Origin of the sequence: Aquitalea pelogenes, from assembly GCF_041914625.1 — a bacterium.
In the GTDB taxonomy this organism is placed as follows: Bacteria; Pseudomonadota; Gammaproteobacteria; order Burkholderiales; family Chromobacteriaceae; genus Aquitalea; species Aquitalea pelogenes.
Genome location: NZ_JAYSDA010000023.1, coordinates 35919 through 54532 on the forward strand (window position 1 = coordinate 35919; position 18614 = coordinate 54532).

Genomic DNA, 18614 nt, shown 5'->3' on the forward strand with positions numbered 1-18614 from the left:
CAGGACATGAGCCGGCCAGTGCCGGCAGGGAATCAGAAACTCAGGCTGGCCTTGACCAGCAATTCGCGTGGGTCGCCCAGCCGCACCGTGGACACGCTGCCGCTGTTGCTGGTGGTGGTTGTGCCGGTGCTGGAGGCGTAATAAGTCTTGTCGAACACGTTTTTCAGGTTGGCCTGGATTTCCAGCTTCTGGCCGTGCAGGCGGGTTTGCCAGGCAATGAAGGCATCGGTCACGAAATAGGACGGCAGCTGGAAGGAGTTGGCGGCGTCGCCCTGACGTTCGCCGACAAAGCGCGTGCCGCCACCAATGCGCCAGTTGTTGCCAAAGCTGTCCTGGCCAAGCCGGTAAGCCAGATTGACGCTGCCGCTGTGCTTGGGCACGTTATAAAGCTGCTTGCCGGCATAGACCGGGTCCTTGGTGACCATGGCATCGGTGTAGGCCCAGGCCAGGGTCATGGACAGGCGACGGGTGATTTCGCCGCTGACATCCAGCTCCACCCCCTGCGAGCGTACCTTGCCCATGGCCTTGTCGATGCCGTCGGTATCGGTGGCCACCACATTGCTCTTGTCGATGTGGAATACAGCCAGGGTGGCGCTCAGGCCGCTTTGTTCCAGCTTGATGCCTGCTTCACGAGCGCTGCCGCGTTCCGGGTCGAAATGCTGGCCGTCGCTGGCGGTGTTGGGCACAAAGGATTCACTGTAGCTGCCATACAGCGACCAGTGCGGGTTCAGCTTGTACACCAGGCCAAACTGGGGCAGGGCGGTAGTGCCCGCGCTGCGGTCGCTGACGGCATAGGGGCGGCCCACCCCGTCTTCCTGCTGGTAATGCTGGTAGCGCAGGCCGTAGCTGGTTTGCCATTGCGGTGCCAGTTCCCAGTTGTCCATCAGCAGCAGCGACTGGGTGTCGATGGTGCTGCGGTTGTCGCTTTGCGTTGCGCTCAGGCTGGTGTTGGCTGTGCTCAGTACGCCATAAACCGGGTTGTTGACATTCAGCTGGGTGGCGCTGCTGGCGCTGCCGCGGAAGGTGTCGGAGCGCAGCTCGCGTGCGCGGGTGATGTCCAGTCCGATCACCGGCTGGTGACGCTGACCGAACAGGCTGACATCGCCTTGCAGCTTGCTGCCCAGCGCCAGTGTGCTGTTGTTTACCACATTGCCATCCAGACGTCGGGTCAGCACGCCGGTGCGGGCGTTATAGGCGGTGGCGCGGGTTTCGTAGTTGCTGTAGCTGATTTCATTCCATGCCAGGCGGGAGTCCAGTTTCCACTGGCTGTTCAGCATGTGGCTGTAACTGGCGGTGGCGGCCTGGGTGTGGCCCTGTGCCACGTCCAGTGTGTCGCCCAGCCGTGTTTCGCGTGGCACGTTCAGCGGTTTGCCGTTGTAAAACACGGTGCCGCGATCCCACGGCGTGCTGAAGTCACTGTACTGGTACGACAGCAACAGGCTGTCGCGTCCGTCGCTCCAGGACAGCGAGGGTGCAATCATGTTGCGCTTGGTGCTGCCAAAGTTGCGCCAGTAGTCGGTGTCCTGCTTGTCGGCAATCAGGCGGTAGGCGAAGTTGGAATCGCCAATCTGCCCGGTGCTGTCCAGCGTGGCCGCACCGCCGCCAAAGCTGCTGCTCTGGGCGCTGATGGTGGTTTGCGCGTCGCGTTGCGGTTTCTTGCTGATGACGTTGATGACGCCGCCGGGCTCCTGGATGCCATACAACAGCGAGGCCGGGCCTTTGAGCACTTCCACCGATTCGGTGGTGGCGTCGAAATTGCTCATCAGATAAGAGCGCACCCCGTCGCGCAAAATGCTGCCATCGTTGCGCTCGCCAAAACCACGGCGGGTAAAGCTGTCCTGGATGCCGGCCAGGGTATTGCTTTCCACCACGCCGCTGACGGTACTCACTGCTTCGGCCAGGCTTTTTACCTGTTTGTCAGCCAGGGTTTGCGGGGTGACGGACTGTACGGCCTGGGGCGTGTCCAGCGTGCTTTGCGTGTAGCCTGCCACGCTGGTTTGCCGGGTCTGGTAGCTGTGTGTGTTCTGGGTGTCGCTACTGGCACTGACCGACACCGTATCCAGGGTAGCGGTGTCTTCGGCATGGGCGGCGAGGGGGCTGAGGACCAGCAGGGATGTTGAAACGAAGGCGGCAGTATTCATGATGCATGTTGTTATAAATGAGAATCATTATCATACATGATTTGTGAACTGTCTAAAAGTACGGGTTTTCCCGAAATCCATGTGCAGAAAGCCCTCGCAGTGGCAGATGGCATGCCGTCGCAGCACCCCAGCATCCGCCTGCTAGGGGTGGGTGACATGATGTCTGCCTTGGCAGGAATGGGAAGCGAGACGGGCTGATGCGGCTGTAACGCTGCCTGCCTGGGCAGACGGTAGCTTATTATGTTGTATTTGGAATACATATTAATGGCCTGTTCAAGGTCATTGCTCCGGCTGATTGCAGTTGCACGCTTGTGCCGGAGTTTTTACAAGTTATTGACTGTAAATGCTTAATTTCCCATCCGGCCGTGGCAGCAGGCGTCTGCCGGCGCTGTGTCAGGCTGACGGCGCTATTGCCAGATGGCATGCAAAACAATATCGTATTGCGATATTTATGCGCCAGCCGTGGCGCCTGACGCCACTTGCCAAGGAATGTATGTCTGTCCCGCCTCGCACCATCCCCATCAAGCCTGTTGCGGCCACTGCCGCAGACGGGTCGGAAGTGGTATCGCTCTATGCTGCACAAAAGAAAATCTACCCGCGCAGCGTGCACGGTCGCTTCAACAACTGGCGCATTGCCGCCGTTGTGCTTACCCAGCTGGTGTTTCTCGGCCTGCCGTGGCTGCGCTGGGATGGCCGCCAGGCAGTCAATTTCGACCTTGTGGAGCGCAAGTTCTATCTGTTCGGCCTGATTTTCTGGCCACAGGATTTTATCTACCTGGCTGCCTTGCTGATCCTGTGCGCCTTTGGCTTGTTCTGGTGGACCACCATTGCCGGGCGGCTGTGGTGTGGCTATTCCTGTCCGCAGACGGTGTACACCGAAATCATGCTGTGGATCGAGCAATGGACCGAAGGCAAGCACAGCCAGCGCAGCAAGCTGGACCAGCAAGGCTGGAGCCTGCGCAAGCTGCGCATCAAGCTGTGCAAGCACGGGCTGATGCTGGCTTTTTCCCTGCTGACCGGTTTTACGCTGGTGGGTTATTTCACGCCCATCCAGCAGCTGCTGGCGGCCTTGCCACGTTTTGATTACGGGCCGTGGGAGCTGTTCTGGATTTTCTTCTACGCGGCTTGCACTTATTTGCTGGCCGGGGTGATGCGCGAGCAGGTATGCCAGTACATGTGCCCTTATGCCCGTTTCCAGAGCGTGATGTTTGATGCCGACACGCTGGTGATTTCCTATGATGCCGCCCGCGGCGAACCACGCGGCGCGCGCAAGAAGGGCAGCGACCTGCAGCAACAGCAGCTGGGGTCTTGCATCAACTGCGGCATTTGCGTGCAGGTGTGCCCGGCCGGCATTGATATCCGTGATGGCCTGCAGCATGAGTGCATCGGCTGCGCCGCCTGCATTGATGCCTGCGACGAGGTGATGGACAAGATGGCCTATCCGCGCGGGCTGATTCGTTACACCACGGAAAATGCGCTGAACGGCCTGTATCCGGAAAGCGCCATCCTGTCCCGGCTGCGCCGACCGCGGGTGGTGCTGTATAGCTTGCTGTTGCTGCTGGTGAGCGGTGCGGCCATCACCTCGTTCAGCTTGCGCAAGCCTTTCAAGGTGGATGTGATGCGCGATCGCGCCTCGCTGGTACAGGAAACCGGGGAGGGGCTGCTGGAAAACAGCTATCAGCTGAACGTGATCAACACCACCAGTCAGGACCAGCAGTTCAGCATCAGCGTCAGCGGCCTGTCAGGCATTGCGATTGCCAAGCCAACCCTGCTGTCCATCCGCGCGGCAGACAGCAAGAGCCTGGGCGTGCGGGTGGTGGTGGACCCGCAAGTCGCCGGGCCGGGCAGTCATCCCATCGTGTTCCGCGTGCAAACCCGGACCCAGCCTGCGCTGGTGGTGGAAGAGAAATCCAGCTTTATCGGGGAGTGATGGCTTCAGCCGCCGGCCTGCGCCAGCTGGCTGATATCGCGCCTGGGGGGCAGGCCGAACAGTCTGGCGTATTCGCGGCTGAATTGTGACGGACTCTCGTAGCCCACGCGAAAAGCCGCCGTGGCGGCTTCCAGCTTGTCGCTCAGCATCAGGCGACGTGCTTCGTTCAGACGCAGCCATTTCACGTATTGCAGCGGGCTCATGGTGGTGAGCTGGCGAAAGTGGTGATGCAGGCTGGAGCTGCTCATTTGCACCCTTGCCGCCAGTTCCTCGATGCGCAGCGGCTCGGTGTAATGGGTTTTCAGCCAGTCGATGGCGCGGGCAATGCGCTGGCTGTGGCTGCCGGTGGCCAGAATCTGCCACAGGCGCGAAGCCTGGTCGCTCATCAGCAGCCGGTAGTGGATTTCCCGTTTGATCAACGGTGCCAGCACGCCGATGTGCTGCGGTTGATCCAGCAAGTCCAGCAGGCGGTTGAAGGCATCCAGCAATGCGCTGGTGACCGTGCCCAGAGCCATGCCGGGCTGGCTGCTCTGGCTTGCCGGCGGGCAAATGCAGCCCTGGGCGATCAGGTCGGCCATGATGCGCAAATCCAGCCGCAGCACCAGCCCGAGGCAAGGTGCGGTCGAACTGGCCGACAGCACCTGCGAGCTGGCTGGCAAATCCACCGAATTGAGCAGGAAATGCTGCGTGTCGTAGGCGTAGCTTTGCTCGCCCACCAGCATCTGCTTTTCCCCTTGCACCACCAGCACCACGCTGGGCTCCACCATGCAGGAACAGGGATTGGTCTGTTGTTCGCGGCGGAAGAAGCTCAGCTCGGGAATGTCCGTATCGCAGTCCTCATCGCCATGGGTACGGGCGGCAATGATCTGGCACAGATGCTGCAGTACCGGGCTGCTGGCAGGTGTCTGCGGTGTGTCGGGCATGGGTCGGCTTTCTGGTTGACTGCATTCAGCCTAATGGCTGGGCGGCTGGCTGTCTGCCCGATTTTCCTGCTGACGCAGGATCAGGCAAGGATTGCGCAACATCAGGCAAGCACTCAGGCAGTATGGGCGGCCAGTGCCGCCAATGGCACATGCAAGGCAGGCGTGGCGGCAAACTGTGCCAGCAGGTAGTCGATGCAGGCCTTTACCCGGGGTGCCATCAGCGCACGGTGCGGGTATTGCAGCACCAGTTCGTAAGCGCCGGGGTCGTGCTGGCCCAGCAACAGCACCTTGAGTTCGCCGCGCTCAAGATAGGGCCAGGCATGGTGCACGCCCACCTGGGTAATGCCGGCATGCTGGCGCGCCGCGTCGGTCAGTGCTTCCGGGGCGGACAGGGTGAGGCAGCTGCGCGAGACATCCAGCGTGGTGATCTGGCCATCGGCATCACGAAAATTCCACGGCGATACCTTGCCGCCCAGAAAGCGCCGGGTGATCAGCCGGTGCTGTGTCAGCTCGGCAGGCGAGCGTGGTATGCCAGCCTGTGCAAGATAGGTGGGCGAGGCCACCAATACCATGCGCAGATGGCAGATGGGGCGCGCCACCAGCGCAGAGTCGGCAATATGGCCGCCGCGGATCGCCAGGTCGTAGCCGCCGCCCACCAGATCCACCACCCGGTCGTCAAAATCCACTTCCACCGCCAGTTGCGGGTAACGGGTCAGCAGGCCGGGCAGGACGGGTAGCAGATGGTCGCGACCAAATGCCGCACTGCTGGAAATGCGCACCGGGCCGCTGATTTCCAGCCGCTGGGTGGCAATGGCATCCACTGCCGCGTCCAGCGCATCCAGCGCAATGCGGGCCTGGCGCAAGAAGGCGGCACCTTCTTCGGTCAGGCTCAGGGTGCGTGTGGTGCGGTTCAGCAGGCGCACGCCCAGTGCCTGTTCCAGCCCGGCCACGTTCTTGCTGACTGCCGCATTGCTGATACCCAGCTGGCGAGCCGCAGCGGCAAAGCTGCCGGTTTCGACGGTAGTGACGAAGGAAAGTACCGAAGGCACCCGTTGCGACAAGTCCATGCTGCGCTCCTGCAGTGAATCACTAGTGAATCAAGGTTAATAAATACTCAACAGGTAGTCTACTTATGGTTGCGAGTGCGGGCTTGCATAATGCCTTCCATCTGCTGGCCACGCTGTTGTGACTGGCTTCAAGACAGGAGCGCAACATGTTGAATTTCGAGTATTTCAATCCTGCCCGTGTGGTGTTCGGCAAAGGCAGCATCCAGCGACTTGGCAGCTTGCTGCCGGCGGATGCCAGGGTGTTGCTGCTGTATGGCGGTGGCAGTGCCGAACGCAATGGCACGCTGGCCGAGGTGCGCCAGGCCTTGAGCGGCCATGTGGTGCATGAGTTCGGCGGCATCGAACCCAATCCGCGCTATGAAACCCTGATGCGTGCCGTCGCACTGGTGCGCGAGCAGGGCATTGATTTCCTGCTGGCCGTGGGTGGTGGTTCGGTGATTGATGGCAGCAAGTTTGTGGCCGCTGCCGCGCCTTATCAGGGCGACGCCTGGGACATTCTGTCCAGCATAGGGCAGGTGGTGAAAAGCGCCTTGCCGGTGGGCGCGGTGCTCACGCTGGCAGCCACCGGTTCGGAAACCAACCACAACGCCGTGGTCACCCATGAGGCCAGCAAGACCAAGGCATTTTTTGCCTCCCCGCTGGTGTTTCCGCAGTTTGCCGTGCTGGACCCGGAAAAAACCTACTCCTTGCCCGCCCGCCAGTTGGCTAACGGGGTGGTGGATGCCTTCACTCATGTGATGGAGCAATACCTGACCTACCCGGTAGACGCCCGCGTACAGGACCGCTATGCCGAAGGCCTGCTGCAAACGTTGATCGAGCTGGGGCCGAAGGTGGTGCTGGAGCCGGCCGATTATGATTCGCGCGCCAATTTCATGTGGACCGCCACCCAGGCGCTCAACGGCCTGATCGGTGCCGGTGTGCCACACGATTGGGCCACCCATCTGGTAGGACATGAGCTGACCATCCTGCATGGCCTCGATCATGCCCAGACACTGGCGGTACTGCTGCCTTCCATGCTGCAAGCCCGCCGGGCCGGCAAGCATGCCAAGTTGCTGCAGTACGCCAGCCGTGTCTGGCACATCAACGAAGGCAGCGAGGAAGAGCGCATCAGCCAGGCCATCGTCCGTACCCGTACCTTTTTTGAAAGCCTGGGCGTGAAAACCCGGCTGCGTGACTACGGCATCGGCCCTGGCGACATCGACGCCCTGGTGCGGCAGCTGGAAGTCCACGGCATGACGGCGCTGGGCGAGCAGGGGGACGTCAGCCTGACCCTCAGCCGTCAGGTATTCGAAGCCAGCCTGTAAGCCTGTTATCCGCAGCCGCCAGTCCCGCATGGCTGGCGTTTTGACAAGCCTGCAACCTTTATTCAACACCAAGGGTGGCGCTGGCCCATATTGCACAGGGCTACCCGTTCAGGAGCACATCATGCAGACCCCCGCTTATTTCGTTTTCAATGTCACCGCCATTCACGACCCGCAAGGCATGTTGCCGTATCAGGAAAAAGTGCAGGAAACCGTGACCGCCCATCATGGCAGCCTGCTGGTAGGCGGTGGCGAGGTGGACAGCGTGGAAGGCCCGGCCGTACAGGGCAGGTTTTTCATTGTCCGCTTTGACAGCACCGAGGCCGCCAAGGCCTGGTACCACTCGCCGGACTACCAAAGCATCATCGGCCACCGCCATGCCTCCGCCAGCTGCCAGGCCTTCCTGCTGGCCGGGCTGCCCGTCTGACATTTCATTCTTTCAACAGGACATCACATGAAAACCCTCGTCATCGTTTCTCACCCCACGCCGCAACAATCCATCGCCATCAAGGCGCTGCAACAAGTGGCCGAAGCCCAGGACAAGGTGACCGTGCGTCACCTGGACCAGCTGTATGGCACTGACAGCAATGCAATTGATATCGCAGCCGAGCAGCAGGCACATGAGGCGGCAGACCGCATCATCTACCTGTATCCGACCCACTGGTTCAACACCACGCCCATGCTCAAGGCCTACCTGAACCAGGTGTGGACCTATGGCTGGGCATTTGGCCCGGAAGGCAAGGCACTGCATGGCAAGGAATTGCAGATTGTCACCACCGCCGGTGCCACTGAATTTACTTACAGCCATGCCGGGCTGATCGAAGCCACCATGGATGAAGTGCTGTCGCCGATGAAAGCCTCCGCATTGTATGTGGGCATGAAATACCGTGCGCCGCTGGCGTTCTACAGTGCCATGGGGCTGGATGAGGCCAGCCTTGACGCCATGCGCAGCCGTTTTGCGGCAAACCTGCAGGCTCCGCTTGGCAGCCAGCGCGCCGACTGAATAATCGTCTGATACAACAAGGCCCCCGGCATGCCGAGGGCCTTGTTGCGTCTGCTGCCAGGCTTCAGTGCAGCCCGGCATTGCGCTGTTTCACCACGGCGCAGGGGGTGCCGGCCGTGCAAAAGGCATCGTTCAGATTGGCAGACGGCCCGTTCTGCTGACTGACGGAGCTGGTTTGATCGGCCGCGGTATCAGCCCGGCTGAGCGGGCTGAGCACGAGCAGGGACAGACATAGTGCCAGGGCGTGTTTCATCATGTTTCCTTTCCTGATGTGATCTGGCAAGAGCCAGGGTGGTGTGGGTTTTGACCAGGTTTTGACCGGCGGGTGCGGTGCTGGTCTGGATGAATTGTTAATGAATACAACGACTTGTGTTTTTATCTGTCATGCGCTCAGCGGGCGCAGCCGCTTGCCGCCGCCTGCCAGCAAGGTCGCCATCAGCAACAGCCCGGCACTGACAAGAAAAGTGGCATGAATGGACCACTGGTCGAGCAGGACCCCGCCAACCGCCCCTCCGCACAGGATTGCCAGCTGGATGGCGGCCACCATCAGCCCGCCGGTGCGCTCGGCCTCACCGGCGACACCCTGTGCCATCCAGGCAGACCAGCACACCGGAATGGCAGCATTCACCAGCCCCCACAACATCAGCAGCATGGCAACCGGCCACAACAGGCTGCCGGTCAGCAGCAAGCCCACAGTCAGCAAGGCCAGCAGCAATGGCAGCAGGCCCAGCAGCGGGTAAAGATGACGCTCCACCATGGCACTGGCGCTGCGGGTGCCGACAAAACCGGCCAGCCCCAGACCGCACAGCAATAGTGATAACTGCGGCAGGCTGACCCGGGTCAGCTGCTCCAGAAACGGGCGGAAATAGGTAAAGGCGGAAAATGCGCCGCCAAAGGTCAGCATCACTGCGGCCAGTGCGTATCGCACATGGCGCAAGGACAGCAGGGTCAGCGGGTTGGCGGCAGTTTGACCGGTTGGTGACGGCAGGTCTGGCAGACTGCGCCACTGCCAGTACAGGTTGAGCAGCACCAGCGGAACCAGCGTCCAGAACACGCCGCGCCAGCCGATGATGCCGCCCAGATAACTGCCGGCAGGGGCAGCAAAAGCACCTGCTACTGCATTGCCCATATACAGCGTGCCCAGCGCCGCGGCCAGTTGTTCAGCGGGCACCAGTCGGCTCACCGTGGCGGTGGCCAGCGACCAGAACCCGCCAATCACCAGTCCCAGCAGGGCTCGCGCCAGCATCAGCACGGCAAAGCTGTCTGCCAGGGCAGTCAGCAGCACCGACAGTAACAGCAGCGCGGTGAGGCAGAGCAGCACCGGTTTGCGATCATGCTGGCCGGTGAGTTTTCCCACCATCAGGCTGGCAAATACGGCAAACAGCCCGGACACGGAAATGGCCTGACCGGCCATGCCATCACTGGTGTGCAGGTCTGCGGCAATCGGGGTCAGCAGGCTGACCGGCAAGAATTCGGCGGCAATCAGCAAGCCCACGCACAGTGACATGGACAGCACGGCTGCATGGCAGGAGCGGGCGGCAAGAGGGGCTGGCAAAGACATGGCATTCCAAGAATCAGAAGGTTGACGCAAGGGCAGGGCCGGCTGCTGACAGCCGGTCCGCAATGTGTGCAAAGCCTAAGAGAGGGGAGGCGGGCGACGGTAGCCCATTGCTGGCGATCTCTTGCCTGATTCGCCAGGGTGCGCTGTCAGATGATAGGGAAGCGGTGCAGCCTTATCAGCCGGCCTGATGCGGGTCCAGCGTACCCAGTACTGCCAGCAGAGCCAGGGCCAGCAGGCACAAGGCAATTTGCAGACAGATGGCGCGCTTGAGGCAGGGCAGCCCTTGCGGCATGCGGGGCACCAGATGGTAGCGATTGTAGAGCGCCAGCACGGTCATGCCGGCCACCAGCAGCAGCTTCAGGTCCAGCAGCATGGCATAGGCGGACAGTGTGTCCGGCAGCAGGCTGCCATTGATCAGGTACAGATTGCCAAGGCCGGTGGCAAACACCACCAGCACCACCGCATGACCGGTGGTAGAGAAGCGGCGCAGGATGCCGGGCAGGGCGGCATGCAGTGCTGCAGGTGGCTGACGCAGCAATTGCAGCACCAGCGGCAAGGCACCCAGCCAGGCTGCAGCGCTCAGCAGGTGCAACCAGTCATTGCCCTGGTGTAGCAGCCCCGGCCAGCCCTGCTGCATGGCGGCATGTCCACTCAGGGTAAGGCTGGCCAGCAGCAGGGCGCTCAGCCCTGCGGTGGCAGGCAGTGTATGGCGATGGCCCGCACGGCTTGTTACCAGCCACAGTGCCAGCGCTGCCAGCAGCTGCCAGCACCAGGCATGGCCAATGCCGCTGTCACGCACCACGGCCAGCAGGCTGGCCGCTTGCCAGCTGTCGGCCCAGCCATCACCCAGTATTGCGCTGTGCAAGGGCAGGGCCGACAGGGTGGCCAGCAGCAGGGCGCGAGCGGCACGGCGATTCCAGATGGCCTGCTGCTGCCAGAAGTCCTGGCGCAATGCGGCAGGCAGCAGCGCCAGCACAAACAGGCTGCTGCCCCATAGCCACATGGCTGCGCCATCAGTCAGCCAGCGGCACAGCCACAGCAAGCCTTCAGCCATGCTCACTTGCCAACGCTGAAGCTGTAAGTGCCTTTGGTTTTGTGGCCATCGGTCGACAGCACATGCCATTCCAGCTTGTAGTTGCCGGCAGGCAGGGCCTGGGCGGGTTTCACCACCAGGGTTTTGCCGCCATTGGCCAGCGTGGGTTCACCCAGTGCGATGTCCTGCTTGTCGGCATTGCTCAGCTTGATGCCGCTGAACTTCACTTCCAGTGCTTCGGAAAAGCTCAGGTTCAGGCTGGCCGGGCTGCTGACCACACTGTTGGCGGCCGGTTCGGCAGCTTTCAGATGCGCATGAGCCCAGGCTGCCGTGGTGGTGAGCAGGCCGGTGGCCAGCACCAGCAAGGTAGAGCGGATGGAAGCTTGCATGACAACTCCTGTTATCGGGTAAGTAAAACGGTTGTATATGGCACCCTGGCGCGGAGGCAGGATGCTAACGCATTGACGCTGGCACCGGTAGTCTGTTTCGTCGTCACCGGCGCTGCTGCAGCTGGCTTGTGCAGGCTGCTGGCTGCACCGTGCAGCAGTGATATCCGGTGGCCATTGTAAGAAGGTCACCGCAATCGCGACTGCGGCATATTGTCGCAGTGCTGTGGGCAAGCTGCTGGCCGTGGCAGGGTGCATATCAGTAAAGCCACAGTTGCAATAAGGTTGCTTGGTGCTGTGCACGCTTTTAGGTGAATAAACTAAGTGTTTCTACTAGAATATGTTTATTCCACATCGTGCATGTGCTGGGTGCGGTTTTCCTCGTCATTGAAATTGAATCGGGTATGGGAATGGGAATGGATCGAATCCTGTCGCAGCTGTCCTCCTCGCTGAACACGGCACAGACCATCGATCAGCTGGTGCGCCCGATGCTGGAAATGCTGGCGATGATTACCAATATGGAGTCCACCTACCTCACCGATGTGGACCTGGACGGCCACAGCCAGCGTATCCGCTTTGCGCGTAATAGCGGCGAGCTGGACATTGCCGAGGGACTTACCGTGCAGTGGGAGGACACCTTGTGCAAGCGTGCGCTCGATAGCGGCCAGCTGGCCTGCAGTAGCGTGCCGCAGCGCTGGGGCGATTCCACCGCTGCCGCCAGTTTGCATATCCAGTCTTATGTCAGTGCGCCGATCAGCAACGCCGACGGGCAGCTGCTGGGTACCTTGTGCGCTGCCAGTACCCGGACGGTGCAGATTACCGAGCAGGTGGAAGCGCTGTTCCGCCTGTTTGCCAATATCGTCGGCAATTTCATCGAGCGCGAAGTGCTGATGGAAAAACTGCAGGCTGCCAACGACCAGCTGGCTACCCATGCGCTGACCGATCTGCTGACCGGACTGCCCAACCGCCGCGCCATGGTGGCTGAGCTGGAACGCCTGCTGGCCCAGGCCGAGCGCAGTGGTGTGTCCACCCTGGTGGGGGTGATAGATCTGGATGGTTTCAAGCAGATCAACGACCGTTATGGTCATCAGGGCGGCGACGAATTCCTGCAGGCGATTGCCCGGCGCGTGCAGGGAGGTTTGCGTGGCAGCGACCTCATTGGCAGGCTGGGTGGCGACGAATTCCTGTTCATCGGCCCCGGCCCGCAGCAGGGCGACCCGCAACACGCGGCCCTGCGCACCCAGCAAAGGCTGGAGCAGCTGATTGCCGGGCACTACCAGCTGGGCGAGCATCAGCTGGATTACGCCGGTGCCAGCGTCGGTGTGGTGGCACTGCCGCCGCAACGCTGGACGGTGGAAACCGCCATCGAGCAGGCCGACACCCTGATGTACCGCCACAAGAATGCCAGACGGCAGGCGGCGGACTGAGCGGCACATTCAGCCTTGCTCCGCATCCTGCAGCGTCAATGACTGCTGCTGCCGTGCTCTGGCCTGGCTTTGCCGGCCACGCCGTTTCCTCCACCAGATAGCCACGCCAGTCACACTGAGCGAACCCACTACCAGGCCCAGCAGCATGATGAACAGCTTGTAAGGCAGGCCGCCGATTGCCGCCATGTGCAGGCTGGTGAGCCAGCTGCGGATGGTGTCGCCGCTGGCCTCTGTCGTCGGTAGCCATGCCCCGCGTTCGGCACCGCTGTTTCCGTCAAAGTAAACCAGCGTGCTGCCCCAGCGCCGACTCACATCCAGGCTGCTGCGCGTGCTGAAGCTGTAGAGTCCGCTGCGCGCGTCGTAGCTCAGGTCATCTTCTTCCAGAATGACAAAGCCCTTGCGTGCTGCCAGCGCCGTCATCAGCGCACGGCCCCGCGTGCGGGCAGCATCCCAGCCCAGTTTTGGCGCTTGCCCGCCCGGGCGCACCGCAGCTTGCAGGCCGGGTTCCGGCTGGCTGGCAAACAGCGCCTGCATCACCGGCTTGTACACGGCGGGCAGATTGAAGGACACACTGCTCCAGGCCAGCACCAGCAACATGGCCCACAGCCACAGCGAGGCGGCGCGGTGCCAGTCGAATATCAGCTTGTAACCGCCGCCACCACGGCGGATTTTCCAGGACACTGCCCAGCGTTGCCGCCAGCTTTTGCCTGCTTTTGTCGGCAGGGCGGCCACGTTTTTACGCTGGGGAGCCGGGAATGTCAGCCAGGCCCCGGCAAAGCAATCGACAGTCCACAACAGGGCGATGATGCCAAACACCGTGCCGGCCCAATCCCCCAGCGCCAGCGAGTAATGCAGGCGGTAAATGAAGGGAATCAGGTTTTGCTTGCCCTGGCTGATGTCGCCCCAGTGCCGCGCACCCTGAATCCGCCCGCTGTAAGGATCGACAAATATCTGGTCATTGGCAGGTTCGCTCAGCGTGCCATCGGCTTGCATCCGGCCGGACAGCCAGAAAATCACGCTTCTGCCTGCTTCCTGTGCCAGCGGCACCGTATTGGCCTGCGCGTCGGGAAATGCCTGCGCCACGTGTTGGCGTAGCAGCAAGGGGTCCAGCGGCCGGGCTGCTGCAGTGGGTGCCTTGCTGTAGAACAACTCCGGGTTCAGCCAGTGATCCAGTTCCTCGTTCCACGCCAGAACGGCACCGGTACAGCCTGCCAGTAGCAGGAAACCGGCCATGGTCAGGCCCAGCCAGCGGTGTATCAGGACCAAGTTCTGTCGGAAATGCGGTTTCATGTCTGTTGCCATCGGGGTGGGGGAGGATTGCTTGCCTGCCTGTGACGGGCGGTGATCACCGGCCTTGCCGTGGGTCATGGCCGGGTGATGGCTGCGCAGTGTATATGCAAATGCGAATCAATAGCAATAAATTCAGAAACATCCACTTGCAGCGCGGCAGAGGGTGTGAATTGCCGATGTAAAGATGATTGACAGCAGGTAAATGCCATGCAGAAAATAAAAACGAGAACCATTCGCATTTGATAATGTGTACTCATTTCCGTTTTTTAACATCCTGGATATTTACCCCATGCAAGTTCACCGGCCTGCTGCTGCCCGTCATTCCCGAATTCCCGGTTTTACCCTGCGTCCCTTGTGCCTGGCTGTGTGGCTGGCTGCTGCCGGTGTGGCCGGCCAGGCTCTGGCCGATGATGGAACAACAGCGGCCTCATCCAGCGACAAGGCGGGCGGGCTTGCCGTTCTGCCCGCGGTTTCGGTATCGGCCGAGGCGGTCAGCACCCAGCTACCAACCGATCAGCAGGAAACCTACACCATCAAGCACAGCACCTCTGCCACCCGGCTCAACATGAGTCCGCGGGAAACCCCGCAAGCGGGTTCGGTGGTGACGCATGCCCAGATGGAAGATTTCCGGCTGGCTACCATCAACGACGTACTGGCCAATACCACCGGGGTGACGGTGGAGAAGGTGGAAACCAACCGGACGTATTACACCGCCCGCGGTTTTGACATCACCAATTTCCAGATGGACGGCATTGGCGTGCCGATGACCTATGGCCTGCAATATGGCGACATCGACATGGCCATGTTCGACCGGGTGGAAATCGTGCGCGGTGCCAATGGTCTGTCCAGCTCCACCGGTAATCCGTCCGCCACAGTCAATTTCATCCGCAAGCGCCCGACTGACGACTTCCAGGCCTCGGCCGGCCTCACCATCGGTTCGTGGGATACCAAACGGCTGGACGTGGACGTGTCCGGCCCGCTGAATGAGGCAGGTACGCTCAGTGGCCGGGTGGTGGCGGCGCATGAGGATGGCCATTCCTATCTGGACCGCTACCAGCCATCCCGTGATGTGTTTTACGGTGTGCTGGCCAACAAGCTGAGCGACAAGACCACGCTGACCGTGGGCTACAGCTATCAGAAACAGGAAGGCAAGGGCGCCATATGGGGCGCGTTGCCCATGGCGTACAGCGACGGCAGTGCCACCAATTACCCGGTAGGCACCAGCACCTCGGCCAGCTGGTCCTACCTGAACACCACGGATCAACGCGTGTTTGCCGAGCTGGCGCATGCGCTGGACAACGGCTGGCAGTGGAACAGCACGCTGGGCTACAACCAGGCAGATACCGACAGCGCGCTGTTCTATGTGTACGGCACGCCCAACAAGAGCACTGGCGGCGGGCTGTATGCCTATCCCTCGCTGTATGACAGCAGTAACAAGCAGGTGTATTTCGACAGCAATCTGGGTGGCAAGTACGCACTGGCCGGACGTCAGCATGACTTCAATTTCGGGGTGAACCTGTCACGCTCGCGCATGACGGACGTCAGCCATTACGGCGAGGGCATCGGTACCGAACTGTTTGGCAACAGTGCATTCAATGGCAGCTATGCCACGCCCAGCTTTGACGCCAGCGTGGATGGCAGCAGCTATGTGGACACCCGCAAGACCGTTTATACGGCAACACGCCTGAACCTGGCCGACCCGGTCAAGCTGCTGCTGGGTGCCAATTACACCCAGGCCAGCTCCACCGGTGCCAGCTATGGCGTGGCCCATGCGCTGGAGCAGTCGGCCACCTCGCCCTATGTCGGCCTGGTGGTGGACCTGAGCAGCGAGATTTCCGCTTACGGTAGCCTGTCGAAGATTTTCAACCCGGAAACCAAGACCGATGCCAGCGGTGCCACACTGGCCGCCGCCCGTGGCACAGGCAAGGAAATCGGCCTCAAGGGTGAATTCCTGCAACGCCGACTGAACACTGCCTTGTCGCTGTTTGAAGTGGAGCAGGACAATATTGCCGAACAGGCCGGTTATGTTGGCAGCAAGGCTTACTACCGTGGCATCTCGGCCAAGTCGCGCGGGGTGGAGTTTGATTTGTCCGGCGAGCTGGCCCACAACTGGCAGGCCAGCCTGGGTGTGGTGGCACAGCAGATTACCGGCCAGAACGGCGAGGATGTGCGCCTGTATGTCCCGCGCCGTCAGCTACGGCTGTCCACCACCTGGCGCGTACCGCAGCTGGAGCAGCTGAAACTGGGTGCCAGCCTGAATTACCAGAGCGAAACGCGTTACAGCAGCACGTCTGCCGCTTACCAGGGCGGGTATTCGGTATGGAACCTGATGGCCAGCTACGACGTGGACAAGCACCTGACCGTGGCGGCAAACCTGTACAACGTGCTGAACCGCAAATACCTGACCAGCGTGTACTGGGACCAGTCCTACTATGCCGCACCGGTCAATGCCAGTGTCACAGTAAAGTGGAAATACTGAAATGCAAATACTGAGTTAACGCTGTAACGGAGCCTGCAGCCCCTGGCTGCCTGCCGGTCGGTCTGGTGCCGACCGGCTTTTTTTATGGCTGTCCGGTTTGGGCTAATTGTTAAGCAGTATTGCAGCGCGGGATGACGACAAGAATTGGCGTTGACAGTTCAATTGATAATGATCATGATTCGCATTTACATGAATCAGCAAAGACATCATCATGCTTATCCCGTTTCTCATCATGCTGCGCGAAGGCATGGAAGCCGCACTGATTGTCGGCATCATCGCTAGCTATCTGCGTCAGTCCGGTCAGCAGCGCTTCATGCCTGCGGTATGGCTGGGGGTGGTGCTGGCCTGCCTGCTCAGCCTGGGCGTGGGCGTGGTGCTGGAATTGACCGAGCAGGAATTCCCGCAAAAGCAGCAGGAGCTGTTTGAAGCTGTCGTCGCGTTGATTGCGGTAGGCATTCTCACTTCCATGGTGTTCTGGATGAAGCAGGCCGCCCGCTCCATCAAGGGCCAGCTGCAGGACTCCATTGATGCGGCACTCAGCCGTGGCCACGGCCAGGCTTATGCGCTGGTCGGCATGGCCTTTTTTGCCGTGGCGCGGGAAGGGCTGGAGTCGGTGTTCTTCCTGCTGGCCACCGTGCAGCAGCAAAGCAGCAATCCGCTGGCCTGGCTGGCCGCCTTGCTGGGCTTGCTGGTGGCCACGGCCATGGGCTGGGGTATTTACCAGGGCGGGGTGCGCATCAATCTGCGCCGTTTTTTCCGCCTGACCGGCATGTTCATCATCCTGGTGGCCGCCGGGCTGCTGGCCGGTGCCGTCAAGGCCTTGCACGAAGCCGGGCTGTGGAACCAGCTGCAAACAGTGGTGATCGACCTGAGCCGTGTGCTGCCGGTGGATACACCGCTGGGCGTCATCCTCTCCGGCATGTTCGGCTATGACGACACCCCCACGGTCAGCGAGCTGCTGGCCTGGTTGCTCTACCTGCTGCCGGCACTGTTTCTGTTCCTGCGTGATGGCAAGCCGCTGGCCGGCGTGTCGTCCGCCTCGCTGTCCTCTCGTTGAAATCCCCGTTTATCCATCCTGAAGAAAGTTGACTGATGAAAAAGACTTCCCTGTGCAAGCTGTCCGTTCTGGCCTTGCTGCTGTCCACGCTGGCGGCATGCGGTAAAACCGGGGATGCGCCGGCGGCTGATGCTGCAGGCAGCGCCCCTGTGGCCGAGGCCGCGGCTTCGGCGGCAGCGGCATCCGCTCCTGCCGTGGACTACAGTGCACAACTGGCAGCCCCCATTGCTGAATACAAGAAATATGTCAGCAGCGAGCTGGAAGGCCTGTTGACCCAGTCCAAGGCCTTTGCTGCCGCCATCAAGGCCGGTGACCTTAAAAAGGCGCAAGGCCTGTACGCCATCACCCGTCAGCATTACGAACGCATCGAGCCGATTGCCGAGCTGTTCTCCGACATGGACTCTGCCATCGACGCCCGTGAAGACGACTTCAAGCAAAAAGCGGCCGACCCCAAGTTCACCGGCTTCCATCGTCTGGAAAAAGCACTGTTTGGTGACCACACCACCAAGGGCCAGGCCGAGTTCGCTGACAAGCTGGTGGCTGACATCACCGAGCTGAACAAGCGCGTGGCCACACTGGACATTCCGCCGGCCAAGATGGTGGGTGGCGCAGCAGGCCTGATCGAAGAAGTCGCGGCCACCAAGGTAAGCGGAGAAGAAGACCGCTACAGCCATACCGACCTGTGGGACTTCCAGGCCAATGTGGACGGTGCGCAGAAAATTGTCGAACTGCTGCGCCCGCTGCTGCAACAAGCCAGCCCGGACCTGCTGGCCAAGGTGGATGAAAACTTCAAGACAGTGGACGGCCTGCTGGACAAATACCGTAGCGAGGACAAAAAAGGCTTTGTCAGCTACGACAAGGTGACCGACGCCGACCGCACCGCGATGAAGGGCCCGATCACGGCACTGGCCGAAGACCTGTCCAAGCTGCGTGGCGTGCTGGGTCTGGATTGATTCAACTGCCGCCGCCGTGAACTGACCCACGGCGGCAATCAGCCATGCCGGGCAGCCAGCAGT

Annotated in this window: 16 protein-coding genes; 8 read left to right on the forward strand and 8 right to left on the reverse strand. The window is 61.1% G+C overall.

Annotation, left to right across the window (positions count from 1 at the left end):
* Positions 1 to 32: 32 nt before the first annotated feature.
* A complete protein-coding gene (locus ACE3SE_RS16435) occupies positions 33 to 2141 on the reverse strand; it encodes a TonB-dependent siderophore receptor (protein ID WP_374556853.1) in 2109 nt (702 codons plus the stop codon).
* Between the two features lie 493 nt (positions 2142 to 2634).
* Between ACE3SE_RS16435 and ccoG the strand changes: the two genes are divergently transcribed.
* The gene (ccoG, locus tag ACE3SE_RS16440; RefSeq protein ID WP_374556855.1) at positions 2635 to 4071 is read left to right on the forward strand and encodes a cytochrome c oxidase accessory protein CcoG; all 1437 of its coding nucleotides are present in this window, start codon (positions 2635 to 2637) and stop codon (positions 4069 to 4071) included.
* 5 nt (positions 4072 to 4076) lie between these two features.
* Here ccoG and ACE3SE_RS16445 read toward each other — a convergent pair whose 3' ends face one another.
* Both ACE3SE_RS16445 and ACE3SE_RS16450 read right to left on the reverse strand, forming a co-directional pair.
* A complete protein-coding gene (locus ACE3SE_RS16445) occupies positions 4077 to 4994 on the reverse strand; it encodes an AraC family transcriptional regulator (protein WP_374556858.1) in 918 nt (305 codons plus the stop codon).
* Between the two features lie 113 nt (positions 4995 to 5107).
* The gene (locus ACE3SE_RS16450) at positions 5108 to 6061 is read right to left on the reverse strand and encodes a LysR family transcriptional regulator (protein ID WP_374556861.1); all 954 of its coding nucleotides are present in this window, start codon (positions 6059 to 6061) and stop codon (positions 5108 to 5110) included.
* Between the two features lie 146 nt (positions 6062 to 6207).
* Between ACE3SE_RS16450 and ACE3SE_RS16455 the strand changes: the two genes are divergently transcribed.
* From ACE3SE_RS16455 to ACE3SE_RS16465, 3 genes are all read left to right on the forward strand, one after another.
* Positions 6208 to 7365 (forward strand): iron-containing alcohol dehydrogenase, encoded by a 1158-nt coding sequence (locus tag ACE3SE_RS16455; RefSeq protein WP_374556864.1) that lies wholly within the window; start codon positions 6208 to 6210, stop codon positions 7363 to 7365.
* A gap of 121 nt (positions 7366 to 7486) precedes the next feature.
* A complete protein-coding gene (locus ACE3SE_RS16460; RefSeq protein ID WP_374556866.1) occupies positions 7487 to 7789 on the forward strand; it encodes a DUF1330 domain-containing protein in 303 nt (100 codons plus the stop codon).
* Between the two features lie 27 nt (positions 7790 to 7816).
* Positions 7817 to 8365, forward strand: a complete 549-nt coding sequence (locus ACE3SE_RS16465; RefSeq protein ID WP_374556867.1) for an NAD(P)H-dependent oxidoreductase — start codon at positions 7817 to 7819, stop codon at positions 8363 to 8365.
* Between the two features lie 64 nt (positions 8366 to 8429).
* On the opposite strand, the gene ACE3SE_RS16470 is transcribed toward ACE3SE_RS16465, so the two are convergent.
* The 4 genes from ACE3SE_RS16470 to copC form a co-directional block, all read right to left on the reverse strand.
* Entirely contained in the window at positions 8430 to 8621 is a 192-nt protein-coding gene (locus ACE3SE_RS16470; RefSeq protein WP_045844931.1) for a hypothetical protein, read from the reverse strand.
* Between the two features lie 126 nt (positions 8622 to 8747).
* Positions 8748 to 9926, reverse strand: coding sequence for an MFS transporter (locus tag ACE3SE_RS16475; RefSeq protein WP_374556870.1), 1179 nt, complete (start codon positions 9924 to 9926; stop codon positions 8748 to 8750).
* A gap of 175 nt (positions 9927 to 10101) precedes the next feature.
* The gene (copD, locus tag ACE3SE_RS16480) at positions 10102 to 10980 is read right to left on the reverse strand and encodes a copper homeostasis membrane protein CopD (RefSeq protein WP_374556871.1); all 879 of its coding nucleotides are present in this window, start codon (positions 10978 to 10980) and stop codon (positions 10102 to 10104) included.
* 2 nt (positions 10981 to 10982) lie between these two features.
* Positions 10983 to 11348: a copper homeostasis periplasmic binding protein CopC gene (gene copC, locus ACE3SE_RS16485; RefSeq protein ID WP_374556873.1), complete on the reverse strand. Its 366-nt coding sequence runs from the start codon at positions 11346 to 11348 to the stop codon at positions 10983 to 10985.
* A 413-nt stretch (positions 11349 to 11761) separates the two neighbouring features.
* Between copC and ACE3SE_RS16490 the strand changes: the two genes are divergently transcribed.
* The gene (locus ACE3SE_RS16490) at positions 11762 to 12772 is read left to right on the forward strand and encodes a GGDEF domain-containing protein (RefSeq protein WP_374556875.1); all 1011 of its coding nucleotides are present in this window, start codon (positions 11762 to 11764) and stop codon (positions 12770 to 12772) included.
* 9 nt (positions 12773 to 12781) lie between these two features.
* Here the strand turns inward: ACE3SE_RS16490 and ACE3SE_RS16495 are convergent, their stop codons facing one another.
* Positions 12782 to 14062 (reverse strand): PepSY-associated TM helix domain-containing protein, encoded by a 1281-nt coding sequence (locus ACE3SE_RS16495; RefSeq protein WP_374556877.1) that lies wholly within the window; start codon positions 14060 to 14062, stop codon positions 12782 to 12784.
* 289 nt (positions 14063 to 14351) lie between these two features.
* Between ACE3SE_RS16495 and ACE3SE_RS16500 the strand changes: the two genes are divergently transcribed.
* The 3 genes from ACE3SE_RS16500 (at position 14352) to efeO (ending at position 18551) form a co-directional block, all read left to right on the forward strand.
* Positions 14352 to 16541: a TonB-dependent siderophore receptor gene (locus tag ACE3SE_RS16500; RefSeq protein WP_374556879.1), complete on the forward strand. Its 2190-nt coding sequence runs from the start codon at positions 14352 to 14354 to the stop codon at positions 16539 to 16541.
* Positions 16542 to 16752: 211 nt separating this feature from the next.
* The gene (efeU, locus tag ACE3SE_RS16505; protein ID WP_374556882.1) at positions 16753 to 17598 is read left to right on the forward strand and encodes an iron uptake transporter permease EfeU; all 846 of its coding nucleotides are present in this window, start codon (positions 16753 to 16755) and stop codon (positions 17596 to 17598) included.
* A gap of 35 nt (positions 17599 to 17633) precedes the next feature.
* Positions 17634 to 18551, forward strand: a complete 918-nt coding sequence (gene efeO / locus ACE3SE_RS16510; protein ID WP_374556884.1) for an iron uptake system protein EfeO — start codon at positions 17634 to 17636, stop codon at positions 18549 to 18551.
* The last annotated feature ends 63 nt before the right edge of the window (positions 18552 to 18614 follow it).

Excerpts from the sequence above, each read along its gene's own strand:
- ACE3SE_RS16435 (WP_374556853.1), bottom strand. The coding sequence starts at position 2,141 with ATGAATACTGCCGCCTTCGTTTCAACATCCCTGCTGGTCCTCAGCCCC.
- ccoG (WP_374556855.1), top strand. The coding sequence starts at position 2,635 with ATGTCTGTCCCGCCTCGCACCATCCCCATCAAGCCTGTTGCGGCCACT.
- ACE3SE_RS16445 (WP_374556858.1), bottom strand. The coding sequence starts at position 4,994 with ATGCCCGACACACCGCAGACACCTGCCAGCAGCCCGGTACTGCAGCAT.
- ACE3SE_RS16450 (WP_374556861.1), bottom strand. The coding sequence starts at position 6,061 with ATGGACTTGTCGCAACGGGTGCCTTCGGTACTTTCCTTCGTCACTACC.
- ACE3SE_RS16455 (WP_374556864.1), top strand. The coding sequence starts at position 6,208 with ATGTTGAATTTCGAGTATTTCAATCCTGCCCGTGTGGTGTTCGGCAAA.
- ACE3SE_RS16460 (WP_374556866.1), top strand. The coding sequence starts at position 7,487 with ATGCAGACCCCCGCTTATTTCGTTTTCAATGTCACCGCCATTCACGAC.
- ACE3SE_RS16465 (WP_374556867.1), top strand. The coding sequence starts at position 7,817 with ATGAAAACCCTCGTCATCGTTTCTCACCCCACGCCGCAACAATCCATC.
- ACE3SE_RS16470 (WP_045844931.1), bottom strand. The coding sequence starts at position 8,621 with ATGATGAAACACGCCCTGGCACTATGTCTGTCCCTGCTCGTGCTCAGC.
- ACE3SE_RS16475 (WP_374556870.1), bottom strand. The coding sequence starts at position 9,926 with ATGTCTTTGCCAGCCCCTCTTGCCGCCCGCTCCTGCCATGCAGCCGTG.
- copD (WP_374556871.1), bottom strand. The coding sequence starts at position 10,980 with ATGGCTGAAGGCTTGCTGTGGCTGTGCCGCTGGCTGACTGATGGCGCA.
- copC (WP_374556873.1), bottom strand. The coding sequence starts at position 11,348 with ATGCAAGCTTCCATCCGCTCTACCTTGCTGGTGCTGGCCACCGGCCTG.
- ACE3SE_RS16490 (WP_374556875.1), top strand. The coding sequence starts at position 11,762 with ATGGATCGAATCCTGTCGCAGCTGTCCTCCTCGCTGAACACGGCACAG.
- ACE3SE_RS16495 (WP_374556877.1), bottom strand. The coding sequence starts at position 14,062 with ATGAAACCGCATTTCCGACAGAACTTGGTCCTGATACACCGCTGGCTG.
- ACE3SE_RS16500 (WP_374556879.1), top strand. The coding sequence starts at position 14,352 with ATGCAAGTTCACCGGCCTGCTGCTGCCCGTCATTCCCGAATTCCCGGT.
- efeU (WP_374556882.1), top strand. The coding sequence starts at position 16,753 with ATGCTTATCCCGTTTCTCATCATGCTGCGCGAAGGCATGGAAGCCGCA.
- efeO (WP_374556884.1), top strand. The coding sequence starts at position 17,634 with ATGAAAAAGACTTCCCTGTGCAAGCTGTCCGTTCTGGCCTTGCTGCTG.